At 69.2% G+C, this 24,842-nt stretch carries 21 protein-coding genes; 8 read left to right on the top strand and 13 right to left on the bottom strand.

Features of this window, described 5'->3' with window-relative positions; genetic code table 11:
- Positions 1–15: 15 nt before the first annotated feature.
- Genes HWX09_RS04945 through HWX09_RS04920 form a run of 6 tightly spaced genes read right to left on the bottom strand, consistent with a single transcriptional unit; the run spans position 16 to position 6,179 of the window.
- The gene (locus tag HWX09_RS04945; RefSeq protein WP_027782909.1) at positions 16–1,197 is read right to left on the bottom strand and encodes a c-type cytochrome; all 1,182 of its coding nucleotides are present in this window, start codon (positions 1,195–1,197) and stop codon (positions 16–18) included.
- A gap of 50 nt (positions 1,198–1,247) precedes the next feature.
- Positions 1,248–2,072 carry an ABC transporter ATP-binding protein gene (locus HWX09_RS04940; protein WP_027782910.1) on the bottom strand — a complete coding sequence of 275 codons (825 nt, stop codon included), beginning with the start codon at positions 2,070–2,072 and terminating at the stop codon, positions 1,248–1,250.
- Positions 2,066–3,163, bottom strand: coding sequence for an ABC transporter permease (locus HWX09_RS04935; protein ID WP_027782911.1), 1,098 nt, complete (start codon positions 3,161–3,163; stop codon positions 2,066–2,068). Before HWX09_RS04935 ends, HWX09_RS04940 begins: the two co-directional genes overlap by 7 nt.
- A 4-nt stretch (positions 3,164–3,167) precedes the next feature.
- Positions 3,168–4,202, bottom strand: coding sequence for an ABC transporter substrate-binding protein (locus HWX09_RS04930; protein ID WP_027782912.1), 1,035 nt, complete (start codon positions 4,200–4,202; stop codon positions 3,168–3,170).
- A gap of 31 nt (positions 4,203–4,233) precedes the next feature.
- The gene (locus tag HWX09_RS04925) at positions 4,234–5,073 is read right to left on the bottom strand and encodes a class II aldolase/adducin family protein (protein ID WP_027782913.1); all 840 of its coding nucleotides are present in this window, start codon (positions 5,071–5,073) and stop codon (positions 4,234–4,236) included.
- A gap of 20 nt (positions 5,074–5,093) precedes the next feature.
- Positions 5,094–6,179, bottom strand: a complete 1,086-nt coding sequence (locus HWX09_RS04920) for an LLM class flavin-dependent oxidoreductase (protein WP_027782914.1) — start codon at positions 6,177–6,179, stop codon at positions 5,094–5,096.
- Positions 6,180–6,406: 227 nt separating this feature from the next.
- On the opposite strand from HWX09_RS04920, the gene HWX09_RS04915 reads away from it, so the two are divergent.
- Entirely contained in the window at positions 6,407–7,822 is a 1,416-nt protein-coding gene (locus tag HWX09_RS04915; RefSeq protein ID WP_027782915.1) for an acyl-CoA dehydrogenase family protein, read from the top strand.
- A 67-nt stretch (positions 7,823–7,889) separates the two neighbouring features.
- Here the strand turns inward: HWX09_RS04915 and HWX09_RS04910 are convergent, their stop codons facing one another.
- Positions 7,890–8,864: a LysR family transcriptional regulator gene (locus HWX09_RS04910; RefSeq protein ID WP_027782916.1), complete on the bottom strand. Its 975-nt coding sequence runs from the start codon at positions 8,862–8,864 to the stop codon at positions 7,890–7,892.
- Between the two features lie 17 nt (positions 8,865–8,881).
- On the opposite strand from HWX09_RS04910, the gene HWX09_RS04905 reads away from it, so the two are divergent.
- Positions 8,882–9,448, top strand: coding sequence for a cysteine dioxygenase (locus tag HWX09_RS04905; RefSeq protein ID WP_027782917.1), 567 nt, complete (start codon positions 8,882–8,884; stop codon positions 9,446–9,448).
- A 105-nt stretch (positions 9,449–9,553) separates the two neighbouring features.
- On the top strand, positions 9,554–11,179 hold the full coding sequence (locus HWX09_RS04900) for a rhodanese-related sulfurtransferase (RefSeq protein ID WP_027782918.1): 1,626 nt from the start codon (positions 9,554–9,556) through the stop codon (positions 11,177–11,179).
- Positions 11,180–11,254: 75 nt separating this feature from the next.
- Here the strand turns inward: HWX09_RS04900 and HWX09_RS04895 are convergent, their stop codons facing one another.
- Positions 11,255–12,400, bottom strand: a complete 1,146-nt coding sequence (locus tag HWX09_RS04895) for a glycerophosphodiester phosphodiesterase (protein WP_027782919.1) — start codon at positions 12,398–12,400, stop codon at positions 11,255–11,257.
- 369 nt (positions 12,401–12,769) lie between these two features.
- On the opposite strand from HWX09_RS04895, the gene HWX09_RS04890 reads away from it, so the two are divergent.
- Both HWX09_RS04890 and HWX09_RS04885 read left to right on the top strand, forming a co-directional pair.
- Positions 12,770–13,828, top strand: coding sequence for a squalene/phytoene synthase family protein (locus HWX09_RS04890; protein ID WP_027782920.1), 1,059 nt, complete (start codon positions 12,770–12,772; stop codon positions 13,826–13,828).
- A gap of 477 nt (positions 13,829–14,305) precedes the next feature.
- Complete coding sequence (locus HWX09_RS04885) at positions 14,306–15,526, top strand: porin (RefSeq protein WP_027782921.1); 1,221 nt, start codon at positions 14,306–14,308, stop codon at positions 15,524–15,526.
- Between the two features lie 104 nt (positions 15,527–15,630).
- Here HWX09_RS04885 and HWX09_RS04880 read toward each other — a convergent pair whose 3' ends face one another.
- The 3 genes from HWX09_RS04880 to HWX09_RS04870 all read right to left on the bottom strand — a co-directional run bounded on the left by HWX09_RS04880 (position 15,631) and on the right by HWX09_RS04870 (position 18,079).
- Positions 15,631–16,050, bottom strand: a complete 420-nt coding sequence (locus HWX09_RS04880; protein WP_027782922.1) for a cupin domain-containing protein — start codon at positions 16,048–16,050, stop codon at positions 15,631–15,633.
- A 10-nt stretch (positions 16,051–16,060) separates the two neighbouring features.
- Positions 16,061–16,498: a carboxymuconolactone decarboxylase family protein gene (locus tag HWX09_RS04875; RefSeq protein WP_006479143.1), complete on the bottom strand. Its 438-nt coding sequence runs from the start codon at positions 16,496–16,498 to the stop codon at positions 16,061–16,063.
- Between the two features lie 96 nt (positions 16,499–16,594).
- Complete coding sequence (locus HWX09_RS04870) at positions 16,595–18,079, bottom strand: PLP-dependent aminotransferase family protein (RefSeq protein WP_027782923.1); 1,485 nt, start codon at positions 18,077–18,079, stop codon at positions 16,595–16,597.
- Between the two features lie 164 nt (positions 18,080–18,243).
- Here HWX09_RS04870 and HWX09_RS04865 point away from each other — a divergent pair, with 164 nt between their 5' ends.
- Positions 18,244–19,161 carry a LysR family transcriptional regulator gene (locus HWX09_RS04865; protein ID WP_027782924.1) on the top strand — a complete coding sequence of 306 codons (918 nt, stop codon included), beginning with the start codon at positions 18,244–18,246 and terminating at the stop codon, positions 19,159–19,161.
- A 122-nt stretch (positions 19,162–19,283) separates the two neighbouring features.
- Positions 19,284–20,033 (top strand): SDR family oxidoreductase, encoded by a 750-nt coding sequence (locus HWX09_RS04860; protein WP_027782925.1) that lies wholly within the window; start codon positions 19,284–19,286, stop codon positions 20,031–20,033.
- A 69-nt stretch (positions 20,034–20,102) separates the two neighbouring features.
- Here the strand turns inward: HWX09_RS04860 and HWX09_RS04855 are convergent, their stop codons facing one another.
- Both HWX09_RS04855 and HWX09_RS04850 read right to left on the bottom strand, forming a co-directional pair.
- Positions 20,103–21,740: a glycoside hydrolase family 32 protein gene (locus tag HWX09_RS04855; RefSeq protein WP_027782926.1), complete on the bottom strand. Its 1,638-nt coding sequence runs from the start codon at positions 21,738–21,740 to the stop codon at positions 20,103–20,105.
- A 193-nt stretch (positions 21,741–21,933) separates the two neighbouring features.
- The gene (locus HWX09_RS04850) at positions 21,934–23,517 is read right to left on the bottom strand and encodes a glycoside hydrolase family 68 protein (protein ID WP_027782927.1); all 1,584 of its coding nucleotides are present in this window, start codon (positions 23,515–23,517) and stop codon (positions 21,934–21,936) included.
- Positions 23,518–23,703: 186 nt separating this feature from the next.
- Here HWX09_RS04850 and HWX09_RS04845 point away from each other — a divergent pair, with 186 nt between their 5' ends.
- Positions 23,704–24,732, top strand: a complete 1,029-nt coding sequence (locus HWX09_RS04845; RefSeq protein ID WP_027782928.1) for a substrate-binding domain-containing protein — start codon at positions 23,704–23,706, stop codon at positions 24,730–24,732.
- The last annotated feature ends 110 nt before the right edge of the window (positions 24,733–24,842 follow it).

Below are 24,842 nucleotides of genomic sequence, written 5' to 3'. Positions count from 1 at the left end.
GAAGGATTCGTGGGTTCAATGCGGGAGCCCGGCCTGTACGTCGCGCACGGGTTCGTTGTCGACGCGCAGCAGCAGCGCGGTCAGTGCGTCGCCGCTCGTGGCGCGCGCGGCTGGTCGGGGCGGCGCATCCGAGCGGCACAGCAGGTCGGCATCCGACCAGCCGGCGCTGCCGGGCAACGCACGCGCCCGCAGCCAGCCGCGTCGATCGGCAAGCAGTTGCGTGCCGCCGAGCGCATCGGGCGCGATGCCGGCAATCGTCGCGAACGCGAGCCATGCATCGGCGGTCGTCGCGACGCAGTTCGCACGCGAGTCCTCCGACGACGGCACGGGCGCGCCGCGTTCGGTGACGAGCAAGGTCTGCCAGCGCGCGTCCTCCGGCGGTGGCGTCGCGCCCGGCGCGAGTGCGACGACGCGCACGCGCTGGCCTTCGCGCCAGCGCTCGAGTGCCTGAGGCGCGGCGTCGCCGCACCGCACGTCGAGGGCCGGCAGCGGGACGGGCACCGGCCACGCGCCTTCGGCCTGCGCGCCGCTACCGGCTGCCAGCGCTTTCAGGTAGTCGAGCACGGCCCACGTGTCCCGCGGGCCGAGCGTGGCCGCGAAGCCCGGCATCGTCGCCGCGCCGTGCGCGTCCTGCGTGCCGTGGCGCACGCGCCAGAACAGTTCGCCGTCGAGCCTGCGCGCGAGCAGCGTGCCGGCGAAGGTCGGCGGCCAGTGCGCGAGCGTGGCCGCGAGCGGCCCTTCGCCACGGCCGTCCGCGCCGTGGCAGGCCGCGCAATGTCGCGTATACAGGTGTGCGCCGCGCGTCACGTTCGCGACGGAAAACGGCGCGGGATCGCGCTGGAAACTCGTCGGCACGGCAGGCGCGAGCCACAGCGAAGCGGGCGGCCATGGCGCGAACCACGCGACGGCCAGCGCGGCGACGGCCGATGCGACACGCCACTTGCGCGCGGCCAGCGCGATGCAGGCGAGCATGACGGCCAGCGCCGTCACGCCGCAGGCGCACGCGAGCTGCCGCGTGAGCCCCGCGTCGATGCGCAGCGTTTCGAGCGCGATGCGGTGTGCCCAGGGCCACGCCGCCTGGCCATCGGCGTTGCCGGTCAGGCCGATCGCGTGCAGCACGCGCGCCAGCGCGATTTGCGCGCGATACAGCAGTTGCAGGAAGGCGATGGCCCAGTCGGCGAACGGCGGCGCGTTCATCGCGCGCGTTTGCGGCGTACCGCACCCAAACGTCGAACGGCGCCCGGCATCTACCAGCTCGCATCGAGCCCGAGATGCCGCAGCGCGTCGTGGCGCAATTCGGCGAGGCGCGGGTCGCCGCGATGGCGCGGATAGGGCAGGTCGACGCGCAGTTCGGCGACGATCCGTGCCGGGCGCGGCCCGAACACGATCACGCGCTGCGCGAGGAACAGCGCTTCTTCCACGTCGTGCGTGACGAGCAGCGCGGAGAAGCCGTCGCGTTGCCACAGGGCGGTCAGCTCGGCCTGCATCGTGAGCCGGGTCAGCGAATCGAGCTTGCCGAGCGGTTCGTCGAGGATCAACAGGCGCGGATCGTTGACGAGCGCGCGGGCGAGCGCGACGCGCTGCGCCATTCCGCCGGACAACTGATGCGGAAACACGTTCGCGAAGTCCTGCAGCCCGACGCGCGCGAGCGCATCGTCGACGCGATGCTGCGCGGTGCGCGCCACGCCGCGCGCTTCGAGGCCGAGCGCGACGTTCGCGCGCACGCGCCGCCACGGGTACAGCGTCGGGTCCTGGAACACGACGATGCGCGAGGGATCGGGATGCTCGATCGGCACGCCATCCTGCGCGATCGTGCCTTGCCGGGCGGCGTCGAGTCCGGCGACGAGGCGCAGCAGCGTCGATTTCCCGCAGCCGCTCGGCCCGAGCAGCGCGACGAATTCTCCGGCCGCGACCGACAGCGAGACGTCGTCGAGCACCGGCAGCGCGCCGCCGGGGCCGTCGAACGCATGGCTCACGCGGCGGATGTCGATGCGCGCGCCGCGCGGCGGCGTGACGGCGGGCGCGGCGGCCGCGACGCCCGCGGACGATTCGAGTACGGCGGCGCTTACCATTTGACGGTTCCTTTCTGCCATGCGAGCACACGGTCGCGCGCGGCGAACAGCAGCGCGATCAACCCGGAAAACAGCAGCGCCATCACGATCAGCGCCGCATACATGTTCACGTACGACGCCCAGCCCTGGGCCCAGCTCAGGTACCAGCCGAGCCCCGACTTGACGCCCATCATCTCGGCGACGACCAGCACCGTGAACGACGCGCTCAGCCCCATGAAAATGCCGACGAACACGTGCGGCAGCGCGGCCGGAATCGCGACGTGGAGCACGAGGAAGCGCGCGTTCGCGCCGAGCGTGCGCGCGACGTCGTAGTACTGCCGGTTGACGCTCGCGACGCCCGACCACGTCAGCACGGCGACCGGGAAGCCGGTCGACAGCGCGATCAGGAACGCGGCGGCCGAATAGCTCGACGGGAAGAAGTAGAACGTGAGCGGCAGCAGTGCGGTGGCCGGCACCGGGCCGAGCACGCGCAGCACCGGATGCACCCAGTAGCCGATCCGGCGCGACCAGCCGATCGACACGCCCACCGCGAGGCCCACCGTGACGCCGTACGCGAACCCGAGCGCGAGCAATTTCAGCGTGTTGCCGGCGCTGCCGGCGAGGCGCGGCCAGTCGTCGACGTAGACCTCGATCAGCGCCTGCGGCGGCGCGAAGAACGGCGTCGGCAGCCAGCCGGTTTTCGCGGTGACGATTTCCCACGCGGCGAGCACGAGCGGCAGCGCGACGAGCCACGGGCCGGCTGGCCGCACTCGTGCGAGCCGCGTGCGGGTCGCGGCAACGAGATGGCCGAGCGTCGCGGCGACGAGCAGCAGCGCGGCGATCGTCCACGCGCCGGTGCCGAACGTGTCGGTGTACGCCCAGTCGCTGAAGCCGACGATCCGGTTCGGCCACAGTTGCGTGAGCGCGCCGAGCGCGGCCCACGCGAGCGCGGCGGCGATCCCGGTCGGCCAGGTGCGCGCGCGCCGGGCGTCGGCGGCCAGCGTGGCGTCGCAGGTCGTGCAGGCCGCGCGCGGGGTCGCGTCGGCGTTGGCCGCGCCGCCGGCCGGGGCAGATGCTGCGCGTGCGGCGGAAGCGTGTTCGATCGTCGACATCGCGTTACCCCAGTACGTTGGCATAGACCTGCTGCGCGAAACGCTGCGGGTCCGTGCTCTTCTTCAACACGCTGATGCGGCGGAAATCGTCCGCATAGAACGCGATTTCCTGCTGCAGGTCGACATTGGTCGGGTGATGCGTGTAGGTGAGCGTCGCGTACAGCTTGCGCAGATCCTCGGGGCTGATCTTCGGCGAATACTTCGCGAACACCTTCGCGGCTTCGTTCGGGTTGTCGTGCGTGTACTCGGTGGCCTGCACGATCGAGCGCGCGAGCGCGGCGGCCGACGGCCGGTCGTTGCGCACGAGGTCGCCGCGCGCGCCGATCACGCAGCACACCTTGCGCGCGTATTCGCCGGACAGGTTGGTCGCGAGTTCGGTGTACGCGCCGTTGCTGCGCTTTTCGAGCAGGTAGAGATTCGGGTCGCCGTCGGCGATCGCATGGATTTCACCCTTGTCGACCGCGACGCCGAGCAGGTCGGCCGGATACTGCCGCCACGTGATGTCGCGCTCGGGATCGATGCCGTTCTTCGCGAGCAGGATCGAGAAGAAGTGCTTGCCGGGCGCGGCCAGATCGCTGACGCCGACCGTCTTGCCCTTCAAAGCCTGCAACGTCGTGACGCCGGCCGCCTTCGCGCCGAGCAGCCGCACGCAGCCGCCGTGCGAGCTGCCGATGATCTTCACGTCGAAGCCGGCTTCGAGCGGCTTCAGCCAGCGATGGATCATCCCGACCGCCGCGTCGGCCTTGCCGGTCGCGATCGATTCGAGCAACTGGTCGGTCGAGCCGCTGTAGTTGATCAGCTCGACTTTCAGCCCGTTTTTCTCGAAGAAGCCGCGCTCCTGCGCGACGACGATCGGCGTCAGGCAGAACGCGTTCTGGTTCCACGCGAACGTGAGTTTCTTCAGCGGCGGCGCGGACCAGGCCTTGCGGCCGAGCGTGATCGCCGGCACGGCGAGCGCGGCGGCGCCGGCCGCGCGCAGCAGCCGGCGGCGCTGGTCGTCGTGCGCGTCGGCGGGCGTGGGTGCGGTGGTGTGGGTCATGGTCTGGTCTCCGGTGTGGCACAAGGGCGGCTCAGTCGAGCAGGTCGGGTTCGTCGGCGACGACGCGCGCGAACAGGCTGTCGAACGCATGCAGCGCACCGTCGGGGCCGCCGATCTGGCCGTGCGTATGGCGCGCCGTCGCGTGATCGATCGGCTGCGGCGTGCCGGCCGCCTCGGCCAGCAACTGCGTGTGCGCGGCGTTGTCGAGCGCGATGTACCACCACGCGGCGGCCTCGACCGTCGGGCCGGCCGTCAGGATGCCGTGGTTCTTCAGGATCACGCCCTTGTGCGTGGTGCCGTCCGGCTTCGCGAGCGCATCGGCGATCCGCGCGCCTTCGCTCGTGTCGACGACCATCCCCGTGAAGTCGTCGAACAGCGCGTGATCCTCGTAGAACACGCACGCGTCCTGCGTGAGCGGATCGAGCGGGCGGCCGAGGGTCGACCATGCCTTGCCGTAGGTCGAATGCGTGTGCGCGGCGGCGACGACGTGCGGATGGGCTTCGTGGATCGCCGCATGGATCGCGAACGCGGCCTTGTTCAGCGGCCGCTTGCCGATCGCGGTTTCGCCGCGCGCGTTGACGAGCAGCAGGTCGGAGACCTTGATCTGCGAGAAATGCACGCCGAGCGGGTTCACCCAGAAATGATCGGGGAGCTCCGGATCGCGCGCGGTGATGTGGCCGGCGAGGCCCGACGCGAAGCCGAAGCGCGCGAACAGGCGGAACGCGGCCGCGAGCCGCTCCTGCCGGTGGCGGCGCTCGGCGGCCACGTCGGCGCGCGGCGCGGGCGGGTCGAACCAGAAGTGCTGGCGCGGGGTGTCGGCGAGCACGAGGCCCGATGCGGTTCGGGCGGGCGGGGCGAGGACGGCGGACATGGCGTGCGGCTCCCCTGGCGTCATGCGGCACGGCGCGCCGCGTCGCGGGCGGCGACGGCGCTGCGCACGCGCGGAATCAGTTCGCGGCCGTAGTCGATCGCATCTTCGAGCGGATCGAAGCCGCGGATCAGGAAGGTCGTCACGCCGAGGTCGGAGTAGTCGAGCAGCGCGTCGGCAACCTGTTCGGGCGTGCCGACGAGCGCCGTCGAATTCGAGCGCGCGCCGGTGAGCTTCGCGATCTCGGTCCACAGCCGCTTGTCGACGCGCGAGCCGCGGTCGGCCGCGGCGAGCAGGCGGCGCGCGCCTTCGCTCTGCTGCGGGCCGCCGGCGCCGAGTCCGGCCGCTTCGCGCAGCCGGCGCGTTTCGTCGAGGATGCGGTGCGCACGCGCCCACGCTTCGTCCTCGGTCGCCGCGAGAATCGGCCGGAACGATACGGAGAATCGCACCTGGCGGCCGTGCTTGGCGGCTTCGGCGCGCACGCGCGTCGTCAGATCGCGCACCTGGTCGAGCGATTCGCCCCACAGCGCGTAGACGTCCGCGTGCTTGCCGGCCACCGCGAGCGCGGCTTCCGACGCGCCGCCGAAGTAGATCGGCACGTGCGGCTGCTGGAACGGCTTCACTTCCGAAAAACCCTGCTTGAAGCGGTAATGCGCGCCGTCGTGATCGAACGGCTGCGCGTCGGTCCAGATCCGCCGCAGGATGCCGAGGTATTCGTCGGTGCGTGCATAGCGCGCGTCGTGATCGAGGAAATCGCCGTCGCGCTGCTGCTCGCTGTCCGAGCCGCCGGAGATGAAGTGCACCGCGAGCCGGCCGCGGCTGAACTGGTCGAGCGTCGCGATCTGCCGTGCGGCGAGCGTCGGCGCGGTGAAGCCCGGGCGATGCGCGAGCATGAAATGGATGCGCTCGGTCGCGGCCGCCGCGAACGCGATCGTCAGCGTCGCCGACGGGCCGGTCGAGTGGTGCGGCACGAGGATCCGGTCGAAGCCGGCCGTTTCGTGGGCGCGGGCAAAGTCGCGCACATAGTCGGGATCGACCACGGGGCCGGACGCCGGGTGGATTTCCGATTGCTTCTGGCTCTGGATCATGCCGATGAATTCGACGCTCATCTGGGTCTCCGGTGCAGGGACGTTCCCGGCGCACGGCCGGGCAGGAATGGAGCGCAGGTTAACGCCGCGATCATGCGGAATGGAAATAATCAATCCCGATTTGAATATCAGATTTGCATGGTTTGGGGCCGCATGCGTTGCGCATACGCTGTGGGCTCGTGAATGATCGGGCGCGCATTGGCGCCGTGTTTGCCGCCGTGTTCGAACTACCCAGGGAATCCGTTTCGATGTCCGCCAGCCTTGCCGCTTCCTCGTCGTCACAGCAGCCTGCGCTGCGTCTCCTGTCTGCCGAAGCTGCCGAAGCTGCCGAAGCTGCCGAAGCTGCCGAAGCTGCCGAAGCTGCCGAAGCCGCCGAAGTCGCCGAAGTCGCCGAAGCCACCGACGAGACGAACGACGCGCGCCTCGCCGCGCTGCTCGAGCGCCTCGCCCCCGAGCTTGCCGCCGATGCGGCCCGCAACGACATCGATGGCCGCTTTCCGCACGAGAATTTCGCGCGGCTGCATCGTGCCGGACTCATCGCGCAGGTCGTGCCGCGCGAGCATGGCGGCGCCGGGGCGACGCTTGCGCGGGCGAGCCGGATCGTCGCCGCGGTCGCGCGGGCCGATCCGGCGACCGCGCTGGTGCTGACGATGACGTATCTGCAGCATCGCGCGCTCGGCCGCGCCGACAATCGCTGGCCGGCCGAAGCGCGGCGCGCGGTGTTCGACAGCGCGGTGGCGCACGGCGCGCTGATTAATGCGTTGCGCGTCGAGCCCGCGCTCGGTTCGCCGTCGCGCGGCGGGCTGCCGGCGACCATCGCGCGCCGCGATGGCGACGGCTGGCGGCTGTCGGGCCACAAGCTCTACAGCACCGGGATTCCGGCGCTGCGCTGGCTGGCTGTGTGGGCGCGCACCGACGAACCGGCGCCGCGCGTCGGCGTGTTTCTCGTGCCGCGCGACCGCGATACCGACGGCGATCGCATCCGCGTGATCGAAAGCTGGAATCACCTCGGCCTGCGCGCATCCGGAAGCCATGAAGTCGTGTTCGACGAGGTGCCGCTGCCGGCCGATCACGCGGTCGACGTGCGCGTGCCGGACGCATGGGCCGTGTCGGCCGCCACGCAGGCGGATGCCGACGCGCAGGCGGACCAGCAGGCGTGGATGGTCGCGCTGCTCGGCAGCCTGTACGACGCGGTGGCGCGCGCGTCGCGGGACTGGCTGGTCGAATTCGCGGCGACGCGCGCCCCGAGCGGGCTCGGCGCGCCGCTCGCGACGCTGTCCCGCGTGCAGGAGGCGGTCGGCGAAATCGAAGGCTGGCTGCACACGAATCGTGTGCTCCTCGACGATCACATCGCGCGCACCGACGCCGGCAACGCGCCGTCGGTGACGACCAGCGGCCTCGTCAAGCGCACCGTGACCGAGCAGGCGATCCGGACGGTCGAGCAGGCGCTGAAGCTGTCGGGCAATCACGGGCTGAGCCGCGGCAATCCGCTCGAACGCCACTATCGCGACGTGCTGTGCAGCCGCGTGCATACGCCGCAGGACGATGCGATCGCGGTGGCGGCGGGGCGGGCGGTGCTCGATGCGGCGATGCGTGGAGTAACGAGCGCGGAGGCGTACGCAACGTCACGCAACGGGGGCGAACGCGGTCGACACGATGCGTGATCCGGACCGGGTTGCCGCGCACGGCAACGGCGTGGCGCGATGCCGGCGCCGGCGCCGCGCGGCCGCGTTATGCGGCCTTGTCGTGCGATTGCTCGGGCAGCGCGAATGCCGCGCGCGCATGCGCGGCGACGGCCGCGAGCGGCGCGTCGAAGCGGGCCGCATCGTGCCGGCGCAGCAGCCACAGGTCGATCTGCGGCTTGAAATCGGCGAGCTGCACGATGTCGAGCACATCGCGCAATGGGCTGCCTTCGACGAGCGGCAGCGGCATCAATCCGAGGCCGAAGCCGTTTGCAACGCTTTGCAGTTGCAGGTCGCGGCCGTACGCATCGAGCGTGACCGGCATCGGCAGGCCCTGCGCGTCGAGCGCACGCCGCAGGCCGGCACGAAAGCCGCAGCCGTCCGGATTGAGCACCCAGCCGCGCGCGTGGCAATCGGCGAGCCGGTAGCTGCGGCGCGGCCAGTCGCCCTTGCGGCCGACCGCGACGAGCCGCGTGGCCAGCAACCGTTCGCCTTCCACCTGCGCCGGCAGTACCATTTCGTGCGCGAGGAAGACGAGCGCCGCATCGAGTTCGCGGCGGGCGATGCGTTCGACGAGCAGGCCGCCCCATGCGGTCGTGACGTGCGTCGCGAGCGCGGGCCACTGCGCGGCGAGGTCCGCGATGAGCGCCGGCAGCATCAACTCGCCGAGCCCTTGCGTGAGCCCGATCCGGAATTCGCCGGCGAGCGGCTGCTGGCCGGCCGTCAGTTCGCGCAGCGCGTCGACCTCGCGCAGGATCGCGCGACACTGCTCGAACACCTGCCGGCCAATGTCGGTCGGGCGCGGCGGCTTCGTGTTGCGGTCGAGCAGCGTCACGCCGAGCGCTTTCTCGAGATTCTGGACGCGCCGCGTGATCGCGGGTTGCGTCATCCCGAGCTCGGTCGCGGCCTGGCTCAGGGTCTGGCAGCGGACGACCGCTGCAAAAGCGTCGATATCGCTAATTTTCATGTTTGTTCTGCATGGTCTTTCGGGTGCATCATGACGATCCATCATATTCGGCATCATATTCGAGGAGACGGCCGATGAGTACGCTTTCGTTGCAACAGGCGCCGCTGCGTCAGTTCGTCGAGGGGCTGGATGCGCTGCTCGCGTCCGGCGCGAACGAGGCGCGCATTCTCGACGAGGGCGGCGCGCTGCTCGCCGCGCTCGTCGAGCGCGACGACTGGTTGCCCGCCGCGTTCGCGCAGCCCGATCCCGAGCGCTACCGGCAGTACCTGCTGCATCTCGATCCCGACGAGCGCTTCTCGGTCGTCAGCTTCGTGTGGGGGCCCGGCCAGACGACGCCGATCCACGACCACACGGTGTGGGGGCTGATCGGGATGCTGCGCGGCGGCGAGTTCTCGCAGCCGTACCGGTTCGACGCGACCGGCAAGCCGGTGCCTGCAGGCGACGCCGTGCGGCTGCGGCCGGGCGAGGTCGAGGCCGTGTCGCCGCGCATCGGCGACGTGCATCGCGTGACCAACGCGTTCGCCGACCGCGTATCGATCAGCATCCACGTGTACGGCGCGAACATCGGCAAGCTCGAGCGCGCGGTGTACCTGGACGACGGTACCGTGAAGCCGTTCGTGTCGGGCTATTCGAATGCCTGACGCAAAGCCCGCTCGCGCGGCCCGGTGCGGTTGCGCGCCAGCGGGGCCAAGCTTGATCCGTTCCGCTTTCTTCATCGACTTCAACGTATTCAACATAGAGACATCGTGACGCAATCCGCCGATTCCACCTCCCGCTTTCCCGTCGCGTCGTACCAGGACGTACGCGCGCGCCTGCTGGCCCGCGACGAGATCGCGCTGATCGACGTACGCGAGGAAGATCCGTACGCACAGGGTCACCCGCTGTGGGCCGCCAACTTTCCGTTGTCGAAGCTCGAACTCGATGCGTGGACGCGGATTCCGCGCCGCGACACGCCGATCGTCGTGTTCGGCGAAGCGGGCGGCGAGGATCTCGCGCCGCGCGCGGCCGCGACGCTCGCGCGGCTCGGCTACACCGACGTGCGGCTGCTCGACGGCGGCCTCGCGGGCTGGCTGGCCGCGGGCGGCGAACTGTTCATCGACGTGAACGTGCCGAGCAAGTCGTTCGGCGAATGGGTCGAGGCCGAGCGCCATACGCCGTCGCTGTCCGCGCAGGAGGTGCAGGCGCTGATCGATGCGAAAGCCGATGTCGTGATCGTCGACGCGCGCCGCTTCGACGAGTACCAGACGATGAACATCCCGACGTCGACGAGCGTGCCGGGCGCGGAACTCGTGCTGCGCGTGCGCGCGCTCGCGCCGGATCCGCGGACGCAGGTGATCGTCAACTGCGCGGGCCGCACGCGCAGCATCGTCGGCACGCAGTCGCTCGTCAACGCGGGGCTGCCGAATCCGGTCGCCGCGCTGCGCAACGGCACGATCGGCTGGACGCTCGCCGGCCAGACGCTCGAGCGCGGCGCGGCGCGCCGTTTTCCGGACGAGATCGACGCGACGCAGCGCGCCGAAGCGCGTCGGGCCGCCCGCGCGGTGGCCGAACGCGCCGGCGTGCCGCGCATCGCGCTGGCTGACGTCGCGGCGCTCGGCGAACCGGGCCGCACGCTGTACCGCTTCGACGTGCGTACGCCGGAGGAATACGAAGCCGGCCATCTGCCGGGCTTCCTGAGCACGCCGGGCGGCCAGCTCGTGCAGGAGACCGACCATCACGCGGCCGTGCGCGGCGCGCGGATCGTGCTGGCCGACGACGACGGCGTGCGCGCGGACATGACCGCATCGTGGCTCGCGCAGATGGGCTGGGACGTGCGCGTCGTCGAACCGGCCGGTACCGCGGCATTCGTCGAGCGCGGCCAGCCGCCGCGCGACGTGCCGGCGACGCCGCCCGCGACCGACGTGTCGCCCGCGACGCTCGCCGGCTGGCTGAAGGAGGCCGCGCCCGGCGAACTCGCGATCGTCGACGTGACGGCCAGCGCGAACTACGTGAAGCGTCATATCCCGGGCGCGTGGTTTGCCGTGCGTGCGCAGTTGCGCGACGCGCTGGCGGTGATCCCGCCCGCGAAGCGCTACGTGTTCACGTGCGGATCGAGCCTGCTGGCGCGGTTCGCGGCGGATGATGCACGCGCGTTGCTGCCGGCTTCGGCCGAGGTTGCGGTGCTGATTGGCGGCACGGCCGCATGGATCGACGCCGGGCTGCCGCTCGAAAGCGGCGAGACGCACCTCGCGTCGCCGCGTGTCGATCGCTACCGGCGCCCGTACGAAGGCACCGACAACGCGGCGGCGGCGATGCAGGCATATCTCGACTGGGAATACGGGCTGGTCGATCAGTTGAAGCGGGACGGCACGCACCACTTCAACGTGATCTGAACGATGCGGCGCAACCGGGCGCGGCACGCCGTGCGCCGTACCCGGTTGCCGCACGGTTCGGCACGTTCAGCGTAATCAGCGCTTGAACGTATCGACGGCCGTGCGGCCGACGGCCGGATCGTCGGTGAAGAAGCCGTCGATGCCCGCGCGCAGGTACGCCTGGATCTCGCGCACCGAGCCGGCCGTGTTGCGCGTGGCCGGCGTGCCGCCGTCCTTCAGCGACGCGGGCAGGAAGTTGTTCTCCGGGCGGAACGTGTACGGATGCACGACGAGGCCGGCCTCGTGCGCGTAGCGCACGTACGGCGTCGGCGGCTGCAGCGTGCCGTCCGCTGCGACCGCGATGATCGACGTCTTGTATGGGCCGACACCGTTCGCATAGGCCGCGATTTCGCGCATGCCGTCGCGCGTCGACAGGTCGCCGTAGGTGCGCTTGTCGTTCGCCTTCACGAAGTCGTACGGGCGCTGACCGGCTTCGTCCATCAACTGCACGAGCTTCCAGTTCGGCTGGCTCGACTTGATCCGGTTGCGGATCGTCTTCAGGTTCGCGACTTCGAACGACTGGATGTAGACGGTCGCCGTGCGCGACGTGTACGAATCCTTCAGCAGCGCGTCGACGAGGCGGTCCTCGAGCGGCAGGCCGATCGACTGGAAGTAGGTCGGATGCTTGGTTTCCGGATACAGGTGGATCGTGCGGCCGGTCTGCGCGGACATCTGTTTCGCGAGCGCGACGATCTCGTCGAACGTCGGAATCTCGAACTGGTCGTTGTACGCGGTGTTGGCGGGGCGCACCTGCGGAATGCGCTCGCGCGCCCGCAGCGTCTTCAGTTCGGCGAGCGTGAAATCCTCGGTGAACCAGCCGGTCAACTGCGCGCCGTCGATCGTCTTGGTCGCCTTGCGGCTTGCGAACTGCGGCAGCGTCGACACGTTCGTCGTGCCCGAGATCTCGTTCTCGTGGCGCGCGACGAGCACGCCGTCGCGGGTCGACACGAGGTCGGGCTCGATCACGTCCGCGCCGTCCTCGATCGCCTTGCGGTACGACGCGAGCGTATGTTCGGGGCGCAGCGCGCTCGCGCCGCGATGGCCGACCACCTGGACCTTCGCGGAAATCGGCTGCGTGGGATCGCGCGTCAGATCGTCGTCGCCGCCGCACGCGGCGAGCAGGAACGCGGCGGCACAGGCGAACGGGACGTAGCGCAGGGAGGTCGGGCGCTTGAGGAGCATGTCGATGGACCTTCGAAACGGAGTCGGAAAAGGGCGCTCGCGCCGGTGGCCTGGCAGGCGCCGGGCTACGCGGAATCGAACGGTGCGCGATCGTCGCATCGAATAATTACATATGTATTACTTCGACCTTTCTGTTCGTTTTTTGGGAGCAAGGCACGCGGCGGGGCGATTGAGCCCAGCCTTGCCCGCGCCGCATTCCGGCCATCGCCGGCTGCCCCTGCGCCGGATGCACTAAACTTGCGGGAATTTTGCATCGCCGCACCGGGGCCGACGCCCGCCCGGCGCGACGATGCGGCGACTCGCGGGCCGGCGCGGGTGCCCGGCGCCCGCGTGCGTCCGGGGCCCGCGCCGGCCGATTTTTCCCGACCCATGACGACCCATACCGATCCCGCCTATCTGCTCGGCGAGCTACTGAAGAACGTTTCCCGCTCCTTCTACCTGACGCTGCGCGTGCTGCCCGACGGCATGCGCGACCCGGTCGGCCTCGCGTATCTGCTTGCGCGCGCGGCCGACACGATCGCCGACACGGCGCTCGTCGCGCCCGACCGCCGCGCGGCGCTGCTGACCGACCTGCGCGACGACGTCGAGCGGCTCGGCGACGGCGCGGCGCTGTCGCGTTCGCTCGAGGACGTGACGCGGATGCAGACCGATTCGCACGAACACCTGCTGCTCGGCTCGATGGAGCCGATGCTCGCACTGCTGCGCGCACAGCCGGAGGCCGATCGCGCGTCGATCCGCAAGGTCGTCGCGACGCTCACCGCGGGGATGGAATTCGACCTGCGCACGTTTCCGGACGAGCAGTCGGGGCAGGTCGCCTCGCTGCCGACGCGCGACGTGCTCGACCGTTACACGTACCTCGTCGCGGGCTGCGTCGGCGAGTTCTGGACCGACATGACGGGCGCGCACACGCGCGCCGCGCGCGGCTGGGATCTGCCGGACATGCGCGAGAAGGGCATCCGTTTCGGCAAGGCGCTGCAGATGACCAACATCCTGCGCGACTGCGCGAAGGATCTGCGCATCGGCCGCTGCTACCTGCCCGACGACGTGCTGGGCGCGCACGGGCTCGTCGTGGCCGACCTGATGCAGCCGGAGGCTTCGGCACGCGCGCGCGGCGTGCTGGTCGACCTGCTGCGCGTCGCGCTCGACCAGTATCGCGACGCAGGTCTGTATACGCTTGCGATTCCGCGCCGTTTCGTTCGGCTGCGGCTCGCCTGCCTGTGGCCGATCATGATCGGCCTCGAAACGCTCGAACTGTTGGCCGGCCACGCTGCGTGGCTCGATCCGGCGAAGCCGGCCAAGGTGCCGAGAAAGCGCATCTACCGGATCATGGCGGCGTCGCTCGCGCTGGTCGGTTCGAACACGGCGATCCGCGCGCGCCTGGCCACGCTCGCCGATGCCGTGAGCGCGCGGCTTGCGACGCAGCACTGAAGATCGCCGGCGCGACACGCGTCGGCATCGCTTCCGGCCCGCGTTCGCGGGCCGTTCCTGTCCGGTCTCCGGCACGCCGACTAAAACGTTTTCATGATTTCGTGTCTCGAAATGCGGATGTCACGAACGTCGGCGATCCTGCGCGGCGGCGTGAATCGCGGCGTCAGCTTCGATCGCGCTTTTGTAAGACGTTTGGTTGCCGAAGGCGTCTGACGACATCGGACGGTCGTGTTGCACCCGTAAAAATGTAAAGCTAGGGTTTTCACCGGCAAATGCCGGAAACGCCCGCCGCACAAGCGTTTCGGGCTGTCATGTAACCGTTTGGTGAACCGCCGCGTTGCGTCGATCATACGATGACCGACCGCACATGTTGGGAAACAATTGGTAATCCGTCAGAATCGCGTCGGCATGTACTCGCACATGTGTCGGTCATAAAACCACACCAGAAAAGAAACATTCTTTGAGGACGGAGAATCAATGAAAAAGCGCGTCGCTTTCGCCATGACGGCAGTGGGTCTCGCCGCCGCTACCGCCGCCCACGCCCAGAGCAGCGTGACCCTGTACGGTATCGTCGACAACGCCATCGCTTGGCAGAACAACTCGTCGGCTACCGGTGCGACCACCGGCGGTCACTCGAAAGTACAGATGGCCACCGGCATTTGGGCGGGCAGCCGCTTCGGCCTGAAGGGCAGCGAAGATCTTGGCGGCGGCACGAAGGCGATTTTCCAGTTGGAAGCCGGCTTCAACGCGAACAACGGTTCGTCGCAGTGGACCAACGGCATCTTCACGCGTCAGGCATGGGTCGGTATGACCAACGCGACGTACGGTACGCTGACGGCCGGCCGTCAGTACACGGCGTACTACACGCTGCTGTCGCCGTATAGCCCGACGACCTGGCTGACCGGTTACTACGGCGCGCACCCGGGCGATATCGACTCGCTGGATACCAGCTACCGCGCGAACAACTCGCTCGTCTACATGTCGCCGAAGTTCTACGGCTTCACGGTCGGCGGTTCGTACTCGTTCGGCGGCGTGGCAGGCGCGACGAACCGCGGCTCGACGTGGAGCGCGGCGATCCAGTACCTGAACGGCCCGGCAGGCATCGCGGTCGGCTACCAGAAGGTCAACAACTCGACGCTGGGCGGCGGCGTGTGGGGCGCGAACTCGACGGTTCAGAACGGCCTGACGACAACGGGCGACGGCAACCAGCCGGCAGTTTCGTCGATCAACAACGGCTACGCGACCGCGCAATCGCAGCAGCGTCTCGCCGTGACGGCGGGCTATCAGTTCACGCCGGCATGGGATATTTCGGCGTCGTACTCGAACGTCCAGTACACGCCGGGCACGGGTTCGTTCTTCCGGAACAAGGCCATCTTCAACACGGCTGGCGCAGTGCTGCACTGGAAGGCAGCTGCTCAGTGGGACTTCGCGGTAGGCTACTCGTACACGGCGGCAACGCAGTCGAACGGTGTCTCGAGCGCGGCGAAGTACCACCAGGTCACGCTGTCGCAGTACTACAGCCTGTCGAAGCGCACGGGCCTGTATGCGGTTGAGGCTTATCAGCACGCAAGCGGCAACACGCTGAACGGCAAGGGCAACGGCATCATCGCGGCGACCACGTCGATCGGTGACGGCGTGGGCGCAGGTTCGAAGCAGAACCAGATCGCCGCTGGCGTCGGCCTGATCCACCGCTTCTGATGTCGCGCGGCGCGCGAGCGCCGCTCACGGCATGCGGTATGAAAAAACCGGCTTTCGAGCCGGTTTTTTCGTTTACGTCGCGAGCGTTCGCCCGATCCTCGGGATCACTGATCGATCGGCGATTTCAGCGGCTGATGCTCGCCCGTCAGTCCGAACACGACGAGTTGCGCGGGCTCGGTCGCGCTCGCGTTGCGCGACACCTGATGGCGCGAGCCCGGCGGCTCGTACCAGCCTTCGCCCGCGCGGTAGCGGCGCAGCGGGCCGCCGTTCACCTGCGACAGCACTTCGCCTTTCGACACGACGGCGAACACCGAGCCGAGATGCCGGTGCGCTTCGGACGCCTGACCGGGCGCATAGTCGACCGTCGCGACGACGACGTGCTTGCCGGGCGCTTCGGGCACGGCCTGCTGCATGATCGCGTGCACGGCGTCGCCGGCGTCGTGCGCGTGGGCGGCGGCCGGCAGTGCCGCCGCGAGCACGAGCCAGGCGTACGGCGCGACGCGATGGAGCGGAGAACGGATCATCGTCGGCTCCTTACTCGGGCATCTTGCGGAACGCGATCGCGAAGCGGTTCCACGAATTGATCGTCGCGATCAGCATCGACAGGTCGAACAGCTCCTCGTCGGTGAAGTGCGGCTTCACGGCTTCCCAGACGGCGTCGGGCACATGGTTGCTTGCCACCAGCGTCAGCGCCTCGGTCCATTCCAGCGCCGCGCGTTCGCGCTCGGTGAAGAATGGCGTTTCGCGCCACGTGACGACGGTCGCGAGACGGCGGTCGGTTTCGCCGCCCTTGCGCGCGTCGGTCGTGTGCATGTCGACGCAGAACGCGCAGCCGTTGATCTGCGACGCGCGCAGGCGGACGAGTTCGGCGAGCGGCTTCTCGATCGAGCTCTTCGCGAGGAATTCCTCGGCGTTGCGCATCACCTTGATGGCATTCGGGCTGGCGGCATAGAAGTTCAGGCGCGGTTGCATGACAGGTCCTTTTCGGTTGGGTAGCGCCACGGTGGCGCGACAGGACCTACTTTAGGACGCGTACTGGCCTGCTTGAATAACCAATTTCGTGGAAATTCAGGTAACCAGTGACGATTCGCCTGCGAGGCCGGCACCCAGCAAACCGGCCAGCTTCGCGAGCGCCGTGTCGATGCGCAGCGCGTCGATTCCGCCATAGCCGAACAGCAGCCCCGGGCGCACCGGCACGCCCGCGTGGAACGCCGAGATCCCGTACAGGCCGATGTCCTGCGCGCGTGCCGCGCGGACCAGCGCCGCTTCGTCGAGCCCCGGCTTCAGGTACGCGGCGAGATGGATGCCGGCGGTCGGCATGATCGCGTCGAACCACGGCGCGAGTTCGCCGCGCAGGTGCGCGATCAGCATCTTGCGGCGCGCGTCGTAGTGCTTCTGCACGCGTTTCAGGTGCCGCGCGAAATCGCCTTCGTGCATGAAGCGCGCGAGCGCCGCCTGCGTCAGCGTGCACGTGTGCCAGTCGACGATCTGCTTCGCCTTGGCCAGCGCGCCGCGCAACGCGCGCGGCGGAATCGCGTAGCCGATCCGCAGCTCGGGAAAGATCGTCTTCGAGAACGTGCCGACGTACGCGACGAGGCCCGTGCGGTCGAGGCTCTTCAGCGATTCGACCGGCCGCCCCTCGAAGCGGAATTCGCCGTCGTAGTCGTCCTCGATGATCACCGCGCGGCGGCGCTGCGCCCATTCGAGCAGCGCGACGCGGCGATCGAGCGTCATCGGCATGCCGAGCGGGAACTGGTGCGACGGCGTCACGTAGACGAGCCGCGCGTCGTCCGGCAGCGGTTCCGTGACGAGGCCGTGCGCGTCGACCGGCACGCCGATCACCGTCGCGCCGAGCGACGCGAACGCGGCGCGCGCGGGCGGATAGCCGGGATCCTCGACCGCGACGACGTCGCCCGGCCGCACGACCACGCGCGCGAGCAGGTCGAGCGCCTGTTGCGCGCCTTGCGTGACGAGCACGTCCTCCCAACTGCATGCGACCGCCCGGCTGAATGCGACGTAGCGCGCGATCGCGCCGCGCAACTGCGGGTCGCCGGCCGGGTCGTGGTACTGGCCGGGGCCGCGTGCCTGCTGGCGCAGCGCGTGATGCAGGCAGCGCCGCCATGCGTCGAACGGGAACAGCGTCTTGTCGGTCACGCCGCCGCGAAAGTCGAAGCCGGGCGAGTCGTGCGGCGCGGGCATCGCGAGCGCATCGGGCAGGTCGTTCCACAGCGCACGCGCATCGACCGCGTCGATGCGCGGCATCTCGTCGACGATCGACGGCGCCGACGTCGCCGCGGCGTGCGGCACGCGCGCCAGGCCGTCGGCGACGAACGTGCCGTCGCCGGCGCGTGTATTCAGGTAGCCCTCGGCGACGAGGCGCTCGAATGCGTCGAGCGTGGTTTTGCGCGACACGCCGAGCTGTTTCGCGAGGTCGCGCGTCGACGGGAGCCGCGCGCCGCCTTCGAGGCGCCCATCGACGATCGCGGTGCGCAGTTGCCGGAAGATTTGCCCCGTCAGATCGTGACGGCCTTCGATGCGGATCGCGATGTCCATCGCAGTGGTTACCTTGATCGGGGTGATTTTGCTCCAGCCAGCATACCGGAAGTGGCCGACGTCGGCGCCGGTTCGCGGCAGGCGGCTGTCGCCGCCATCGCCCGATTGGACCGCGGCCCGTTAGTGCCTTACGATCCACGACACCCTTACCGTGGAGCGACCTCATGCTGTCCGACGACGAACTGGCGCTGCTTGACGCGATCCGCGCCACCGGCAGCCTGTCGCGTGCCGCCGCGCGGCTCGGCAAGGCGCCGTCGACGGTGTCGCACGCGGCACGCCAGCTCGAAACGCGGTTCGACGCGCTGCTGTTCGACCGGCGCGGCTACCGGCTGCAACTCACGCCGGCCGGACAATTGCTGGCCGATGAGGCCGCGCGGCTGGCGCTCGACGTCGCACGGCTGACGCAGCGCGTGCGGCAGGTCGCGAGCGGCTGGGAGGACCGGCTGTGGATCGTCACCGACGAAGTGCTGGAATTCGATACGCTGCTGCCGGTCGTCCGCGCATTCGATGCGCTCGCTTCCGGCGTGTCGCTGCGCTTCACGCACGAGGTGCTCGGCGGCACCTGGGAAGCGTTGCGCGACGGCCGCGCGGATCTGGTCGTCGGCGCGACCAACGAGCCGCCGGCGATTCCGGGCCTCAAGTGGTTCGAACTCGGTGCGATGGAATGGGTGTTCGCGGTGTCGCCGCGCCATCCGCTGGCGTCCGCGAGCGGGGTGCTGACGCGCGATGCGATCGGTGCGCATCGCGCGGTCGTCGTCGCCGATTCGTCGCGACGCGCGGCCGGCCGCGCGTATGGCCTGCTCGGCGGGCAGGCGGTGCTCGCGGCGCCGTCGATGCGCGCGAAGATCCTCGCGCAGCGCGATGCGCTCGGCGTCGGCTGGGTGCCGCGCCGGCGCGTGACGTCGTTGCTCGCGCGCGGCGAGCTGGTCGAGAAGCAGACGGCGGACCCGCGCGAGCCGAATCTGCTTTACGTCGCGTGGCACGGCGACCGCGACGGTCGCGCGCTGCAATGGTGGCTGGAGCAACTGCGCGAGCCGCGACTGGTGCAGCGGCTGCTCGACGGGATCGACGTGGTCGGTTGAGCGCGCCCGCGCCAACATGTTCGACGTTTTCGAACATGTTCGTCGTGCCGGCCGCACGGCAATGCCGTGCGCCGCGCGCATCCTGTGTTCACGGTCAACTCACCGGTTCACAGGAGAACATCATGCAACGCTTCGAAGGAAAGACGGTCCTCGTCACGGGCGGCAACAGCGGCATCGGCCTGGCGGCCGCCAAGGCATTCGCAGCCGAAGGCGCGCGGGTCCTCATCACCGGGCGTGACGCCGACACGCTGGAAGCCGCCCGTCGGACGCTCGGCGAAGGGGCGCTGGCGATTCGCAACGAAGCCGGCAGCGTCGCGTCGGCCCGCGCGCTGGCCGACGCGATCGCCACCGCCGGCGTACGGCTCGACGCGGTATTCGTCAACGCGGGCGTCGCGAAGCTCGCGCCGTTCGCCGACAGCGACGAAGCAATGTGGGATCTTGTCTTCAACACCAACGTGAAGGGCGCGTATTTCCAGATCCAGTCGCTCGTGCCGCTGCTGAACCGCGGCGCATCGATCGTGATCAACGGCTCGATCAACGCGCATATCGGGATGCCCGGCTCGTCGGTGTACGCGGCGAGCAAGGCGGCCGTCAATTCGTTCGCGAGGACGCTGTCGGCGGAACTGCTGCCGCAGGGCGTGCGCGTGAACGTGGTCAGCCCGGGGCCCGTGCAGACGCCGCTGTACGGCAAGCTCGGGCTCGATGCGGCGGCGCTCGACGAGACCGCCGACAAGATCAGGGGGCTCGTACCGGTCGGCCGGTTCGGCACGCCGGATGAAATCGCGTCGACGGTGCTGCACCTGAGCGCGCCGGAATCCGCGTTCATCGTCGGCGCGGAAATCATCGCGTCGGGCGGGATGGGGCTGCTCTGAGAGGCGAGGCGGGCGGGGACCGTCACCGGCCGATACGGCGCCGGGCGAGCGGCCCCCCGTCACATGCCTCTATCGGGACGCACAGGCGCCATGCGTCGCGCCGCCGGCTTCCAGCTGCGTCACCGTCAACCCCGCGAACGTCGCGCGGCCTTGCTCGGCGAACACGGCCACGCGATCCGCATCGAGCGGCGGGAAGATCAGGTCCGTCAGCACCACGCGGCCGCCGTTCGCGAATACTTCGACCGACCCGCGATCGACGACGATTTCGAGCCGCAGTTGCCCGTGTTCGAGCGGCAGATCGACGATGTGCTCGCGGCTGAACGTGCCGGCGAAATTCGCTTCGCCGGATTGCGAGCGGTCGAGCGTCAGCGTGCGCTTCGCCGTGTCGTACACGATCCGGGTGCCGATCGAGCCGTCGCTCGAGCGCCGGACGATCAGCCCCGCGCGCGCGGCACGCTGCGTCGAGAGCGTCACCGTGATGCGCTGGACCACGCCGCGCGTGGCGGCCGACAGCACCCGGGTAGCGGAGTCGACCGTGACGTCGCCTTCGTGCACGGCGGGCCGGCCGTCGGCCCATGCGTCGAAAGCGGCGGCGGGCGCGACGACGAGGCGCGGTTCGCCGTCGATCGTCTTCAGCGACAGTTCGCGCGGCAGCGTGGTCGCGCCGCGCCATGGGGTGGTCGGCACTTTTGCCGCGTAGTCCCAGTTGCCCATCCATGCGATCGCGACCGGCCGGGCGCCCGGTGCGCCGGAGAACGTGCCGGCCGCATAAAAATCGGCGCCGTGATCGACCCAGCGGAATTGCGCGGGATCCGAGCCGGCCGGCGCGACGCGGTCGGGCACGAACGTGCGGCCGTCGAAGTTGCCGACGAAATACATCGCGCCGGAACCGCCGGCGATCGACCACGGATTCACGTTGACGATCATCACCCACTTGATGCGGCGGGGATCGCCGTCGAGCGGCAGCGGGACGAGATCGGGCATTTCCCACAGCGCGCCCGCATGCGGCACGTCCGGCAGCGTGAAGTCGCTCAGGAACGACCAGTGGATCAGGTCGTCGGAACGATAGAGCTTCACGACGTGCGCATCGGCGACGACCGTCGTCATCAACCAGTAGCCGCCCGGCGCATACCACGACACTTTCGGGTCGCGAAATTGCTTCGATTCCGGATCGAGCGTCAGCACCGGATTGTGCGCATACGGCTGCCAGGTCGTGCCCTGGTCGAGGCTGTACGCGAGCGACTGGGCCTGTATGCCGGCTGCGTGACCCGAGCCGGGCTTGTAGACGCTCGTATAGAGCGCGACGAGCGGCGTGTGGCCCGGTTTGCCGAGACCGGACGTGTTCAGGGTGTCGGCGACGATCGAGCCGGAGAAGATTTCCTCGGTGGCGTTCGCGCGCATCGCGACCGGCTGCTCGCGCCAGTGGACGAGATCGGTGCTGGTCGCGTGGCCCCACGACATGTTGCCCCAGTCGTTGCCGAGCGGGTTGTACTGATAGAACAGGTGATAGCGGCCGTTCTCGTAGACGAGCCCGTTCGGGTCGTTCATCCAGTTGCGCTGCGGCGTGTAGTGGAGGGCGGGCCGCCATTGCGGCGTGCCGTTGCCGGCCTGCGTGTCGCACGCAGCGGCGGCGGCCTGCGTGCAGGCGATGCAAACGAGCAGCAGCCGGACGAGGCGGACGGAAAAGCGGAAAGACGTCGATTTCATGCGGGGCCGGGCGCTTCGTCGGGCGAAGCGGGAAAGGAGGGCGCACGCCGGCTGCAACGGCGGCATGCGCAAGGGTTCGAAAGAAAAGTCGAAAAAAGAGGAGGCGCACACGCGACACGCGCGATACGCGCCTCCTGAACCTCGTGCCTTCAGCGACGATCGTTATCGTTGGCTATCCTGATTGCCGCCGCCGTTACGGGCGGGTGCCCGGGCCGTCGTTGTGGCCGGCCCCCGTCGCCGGCAGGTTCGTCGGGATGTCGCCGTAGCCGCCGAGGCCGCCGCGTCCATACGTGCGGTCGACCGCCGTCGACGTGCCGTTGATGTTGACCTTCACCGTCGGCGCGAGCGTGCCGCCGCGGCGCGGGCCGATCGCATCGATGAACGACTCGACGAGCCCGCCCGGCATCACGTAGTGCGAATACGACTGGAATTCGCGCGGGTTCTGGTTCGGGTCCTGCGAATACGGTGCGCCGGCCGGCGCGGAGAAGTCGGTCGGGTTGCCGAGCACGAGGCCGCTGCCGCCGTTCAGCGGCAGGAAGTCGCTGCGGATGCCGTTGCCGACGAAGCCGTACACGCCGTCCGGGCCGTCGACGCCGGCTGCCATCGTCGTGCGGTGGCTGATCGTGAACAGGTAGTACTTGCCGTCCTTCAGATAGATCTGCGGGCGCTCGGTCTGGTCGTCGACGCAGTTCGCCGACAGGATCGGCGGCAGGAACTTCCACTCGGTCAGTTGCGGGTTCGTCGCGACCGCGAGGCCGACGTTGGCCTTTTGATACACTGCGCCCGAATTCATCACCGCGTTGAGATCTTCCCGGTTCGGATCGTTCGGCGCGTAGCCGAGATCGGCCTCGGTGCAGGTGCGTGCGCCGCGCTGGCCACCGGTGTTGCCTTCGAACACCATGTAGGTCTTGCCCGGATGGGCGGGGTCGGTGAACACGAACGGATCGCGGAACGAGAAGTAGGTGTTCTGCTGGCCGCTCTGGTAGTACTTGCCGTCCGGTTCCAGCAGCGCCTTGTGATCGTCGAAGCCGCTGAACCACACGTGCTTGTCGTCGGCGTGAATGTGGCCGTCGGTGCGCGTGATGATCGCCTGCGGCGGCGTGATGTCGGCACCGCCGGGCGCCGAGCGGTTGAACGACGTCGCGGTGTAGTAGAGGCTGACGTTGTCGCCGTGCGTGAGGCGTGCGGAGCCCGACCATTCGGCGTTGTTGGTCATCGGCGCGGTGCCGAACACCCGGGCGCTCGCGCCGTCCGGGAACAGGTGGCCGCCCCAGGTCCAGCCGCCGTTCGCGGGGCGTTGCGACGCGGGGATGCCGGCGCGGCGATAGAAGAAGCCGATGCGGGCGTGGACGTGACGGTCGTCGAACGTGTAGCCGGCGTGCGGATCGGCGGTGAGCGAGAAGATCACCTCCCAGCCCTTGTAGCTGAGCTGGTTCGCGCGCAGGTCGGCCAGCGGCCACGTGTCCCACACCCACACGTTCGAGTTGATCAGCGGGAAATCCTGCGGGATGTCCGGCATCGTCAGCGCCTGCGGCAGCGAATTCTTGTCGGCGCCGGCGGTATGCGATTGCGCGACGATCTGGCGGATGTCCGCCCGCGTCCAGCGCATCGTGAAATTGCCTTCGGGATCGTAGGCTTGCTGCGTATGGGGCGTGGGCACGGGCGCGCCCGTGCCGCCGGACTGCGCGTGCGCGACGGACGCGAAGGCGGCGAGTGCGCCGCCAGCGAGCAGCAAACGTTTGGCCGCGGCCGGGCGGAAAAGGGGAAAGTATGTCATCTCGTCGTTGTTTCCTTGGAAGGTGAAAGTGAACGGCTGAGTGGGCATCGATGTCCAAACCGGTTTGGATGCTATTTCAAACCGGTTTGGAACGCAAAAGATATTTATTTGACGGTAATGATTACCCAATGGAAATAATTACCCGTCGGCGTGTCCCGGTCGTCGGGCCGCCGGGCGGATCGGCGAATGCGAGGAATGACGGTGAAGGTGAATCTGAAGGTGCTGTCGGACGCGCTCGGCTTGTCGCGGACCACGGTCAGTCGCGCGTTGAACGGTTATGACGACGTCAGCGAGGCGACGCGCGAGCGCGTGGCGAAGGCCGCGCGGGAAATGGGCTACGTGGCCGACCCGACCGCACGGCGGCTCGCGACCGGGCGGGCCGACGTGATCGGGATCGTCTACCCGTTCGGCGCCGGCGATCTCGGCGATCCGCGGTTCGGCGAAGTCGTCGCGGGCATCACCGAGCGGCTCGCCGAGCGCAATCTCGATTTCATCATCGCGTCCGCGCGACCGAACGCGGAACTGGACACCTATCGGCGGATCGTCGACGGCAAGCTCGTCGACGGGCTGATCGTCGCGCGCACGCTGGTGGACGATCCGCGTATCGCGTACCTGCGAGCGAACGCGTTTCCGTATGTCGCGTACGGCCGCACGCAGGCGGCCGGCCCGTATGCGTGGTTCGACTTCGACAACGAGGCGGGCGCGCGCGACGCGGTGCGCCGGCTGATCGGCTTCGGGCATCGGCGCATCGCGATGATCAGCGCGCCGCTGACGCTGAATTTCGCCGCGCAGCGGCGTGCCGGTTATCTGTCGGCATTGCGCGAAGCCGGTATCGAGATCGATCCGGCGCTGCTCGTCGAGTGCCCGTTTACGCACGACGGCGGGCTGCAGGCAGCGCGGGCGTTGCTCGCGCACGCCGAGCCGCCGACCGCGCTGCTGGTCGACAACAACATCGCGGGCGCCGGCGCGTTTCGCGCGCTGGCCGACAGCGGGCTGCGCCTGGGCGCGGACATGTCGCTGATCGTCTATGACGGCGTGCCGCCCGATATCGCGCATCCGTATCGCGTCACGGCGGTCGTGCAGCCGACCGGGCATGCATCGGGGCGCGCGCTGGCGGAACTGATGCTGCGGCTGCTGGACGACGGCGTGCGCGATCACCGGCTCGAAGCGCCGGCAATCGAAGCGGGCGATACGGATGGTCCGCTGCGCGGGTAGCGGCGTTGCGCGACGTGCAGCCCCCGACGCGACGGCGATGCCGAGCCGATGCCGAGCCGAGCCGAGCCGAGCCGAGCCGAGCCGAGCCGAGCCGATGCCGAGCCGAGCCG

The organism is Burkholderia sp. BCC1208, from assembly GCF_902833095.1.
Lineage (GTDB): Bacteria > Pseudomonadota > Gammaproteobacteria > Burkholderiales > Burkholderiaceae > Burkholderia.
This window is presented reverse-complemented; position numbering and strand designations above follow the sequence as displayed.

Excerpts from the sequence above, each read along its gene's own strand:
- HWX09_RS04930 (WP_027782912.1), bottom strand. The coding sequence starts at position 4,202 with ATGACCCACACCACCGCACCCACGCCCGCCGACGCGCACGACGACCAG.
- HWX09_RS04860 (WP_027782925.1), top strand. The coding sequence starts at position 19,284 with ATGCAACGCTTCGAAGGAAAGACGGTCCTCGTCACGGGCGGCAACAGC.
- HWX09_RS04915 (WP_027782915.1), top strand. The coding sequence starts at position 6,407 with ATGTCCGCCAGCCTTGCCGCTTCCTCGTCGTCACAGCAGCCTGCGCTG.
- HWX09_RS04885 (WP_027782921.1), top strand. The coding sequence starts at position 14,306 with ATGAAAAAGCGCGTCGCTTTCGCCATGACGGCAGTGGGTCTCGCCGCC.
- HWX09_RS04895 (WP_027782919.1), bottom strand. The coding sequence starts at position 12,400 with ATGCTCCTCAAGCGCCCGACCTCCCTGCGCTACGTCCCGTTCGCCTGT.
- HWX09_RS04870 (WP_027782923.1), bottom strand. The coding sequence starts at position 18,079 with ATGGACATCGCGATCCGCATCGAAGGCCGTCACGATCTGACGGGGCAA.
- HWX09_RS04850 (WP_027782927.1), bottom strand. The coding sequence starts at position 23,517 with ATGACATACTTTCCCCTTTTCCGCCCGGCCGCGGCCAAACGTTTGCTG.
- HWX09_RS04925 (WP_027782913.1), bottom strand. The coding sequence starts at position 5,073 with ATGTCCGCCGTCCTCGCCCCGCCCGCCCGAACCGCATCGGGCCTCGTG.
- HWX09_RS04905 (WP_027782917.1), top strand. The coding sequence starts at position 8,882 with ATGAGTACGCTTTCGTTGCAACAGGCGCCGCTGCGTCAGTTCGTCGAG.
- HWX09_RS04865 (WP_027782924.1), top strand. The coding sequence starts at position 18,244 with ATGCTGTCCGACGACGAACTGGCGCTGCTTGACGCGATCCGCGCCACC.
- HWX09_RS04910 (WP_027782916.1), bottom strand. The coding sequence starts at position 8,864 with ATGATGCCGAATATGATGGATCGTCATGATGCACCCGAAAGACCATGC.
- HWX09_RS04880 (WP_027782922.1), bottom strand. The coding sequence starts at position 16,050 with ATGATCCGTTCTCCGCTCCATCGCGTCGCGCCGTACGCCTGGCTCGTG.
- HWX09_RS04890 (WP_027782920.1), top strand. The coding sequence starts at position 12,770 with ATGACGACCCATACCGATCCCGCCTATCTGCTCGGCGAGCTACTGAAG.
- HWX09_RS04920 (WP_027782914.1), bottom strand. The coding sequence starts at position 6,179 with ATGAGCGTCGAATTCATCGGCATGATCCAGAGCCAGAAGCAATCGGAA.
- HWX09_RS04855 (WP_027782926.1), bottom strand. The coding sequence starts at position 21,740 with ATGAAATCGACGTCTTTCCGCTTTTCCGTCCGCCTCGTCCGGCTGCTG.
- HWX09_RS04845 (WP_027782928.1), top strand. The coding sequence starts at position 23,704 with ATGCGAGGAATGACGGTGAAGGTGAATCTGAAGGTGCTGTCGGACGCG.
- HWX09_RS04940 (WP_027782910.1), bottom strand. The coding sequence starts at position 2,072 with ATGGTAAGCGCCGCCGTACTCGAATCGTCCGCGGGCGTCGCGGCCGCC.
- HWX09_RS04945 (WP_027782909.1), bottom strand. The coding sequence starts at position 1,197 with ATGAACGCGCCGCCGTTCGCCGACTGGGCCATCGCCTTCCTGCAACTG.
- HWX09_RS04875 (WP_006479143.1), bottom strand. The coding sequence starts at position 16,498 with ATGCAACCGCGCCTGAACTTCTATGCCGCCAGCCCGAATGCCATCAAG.
- HWX09_RS04935 (WP_027782911.1), bottom strand. The coding sequence starts at position 3,163 with ATGTCGACGATCGAACACGCTTCCGCCGCACGCGCAGCATCTGCCCCG.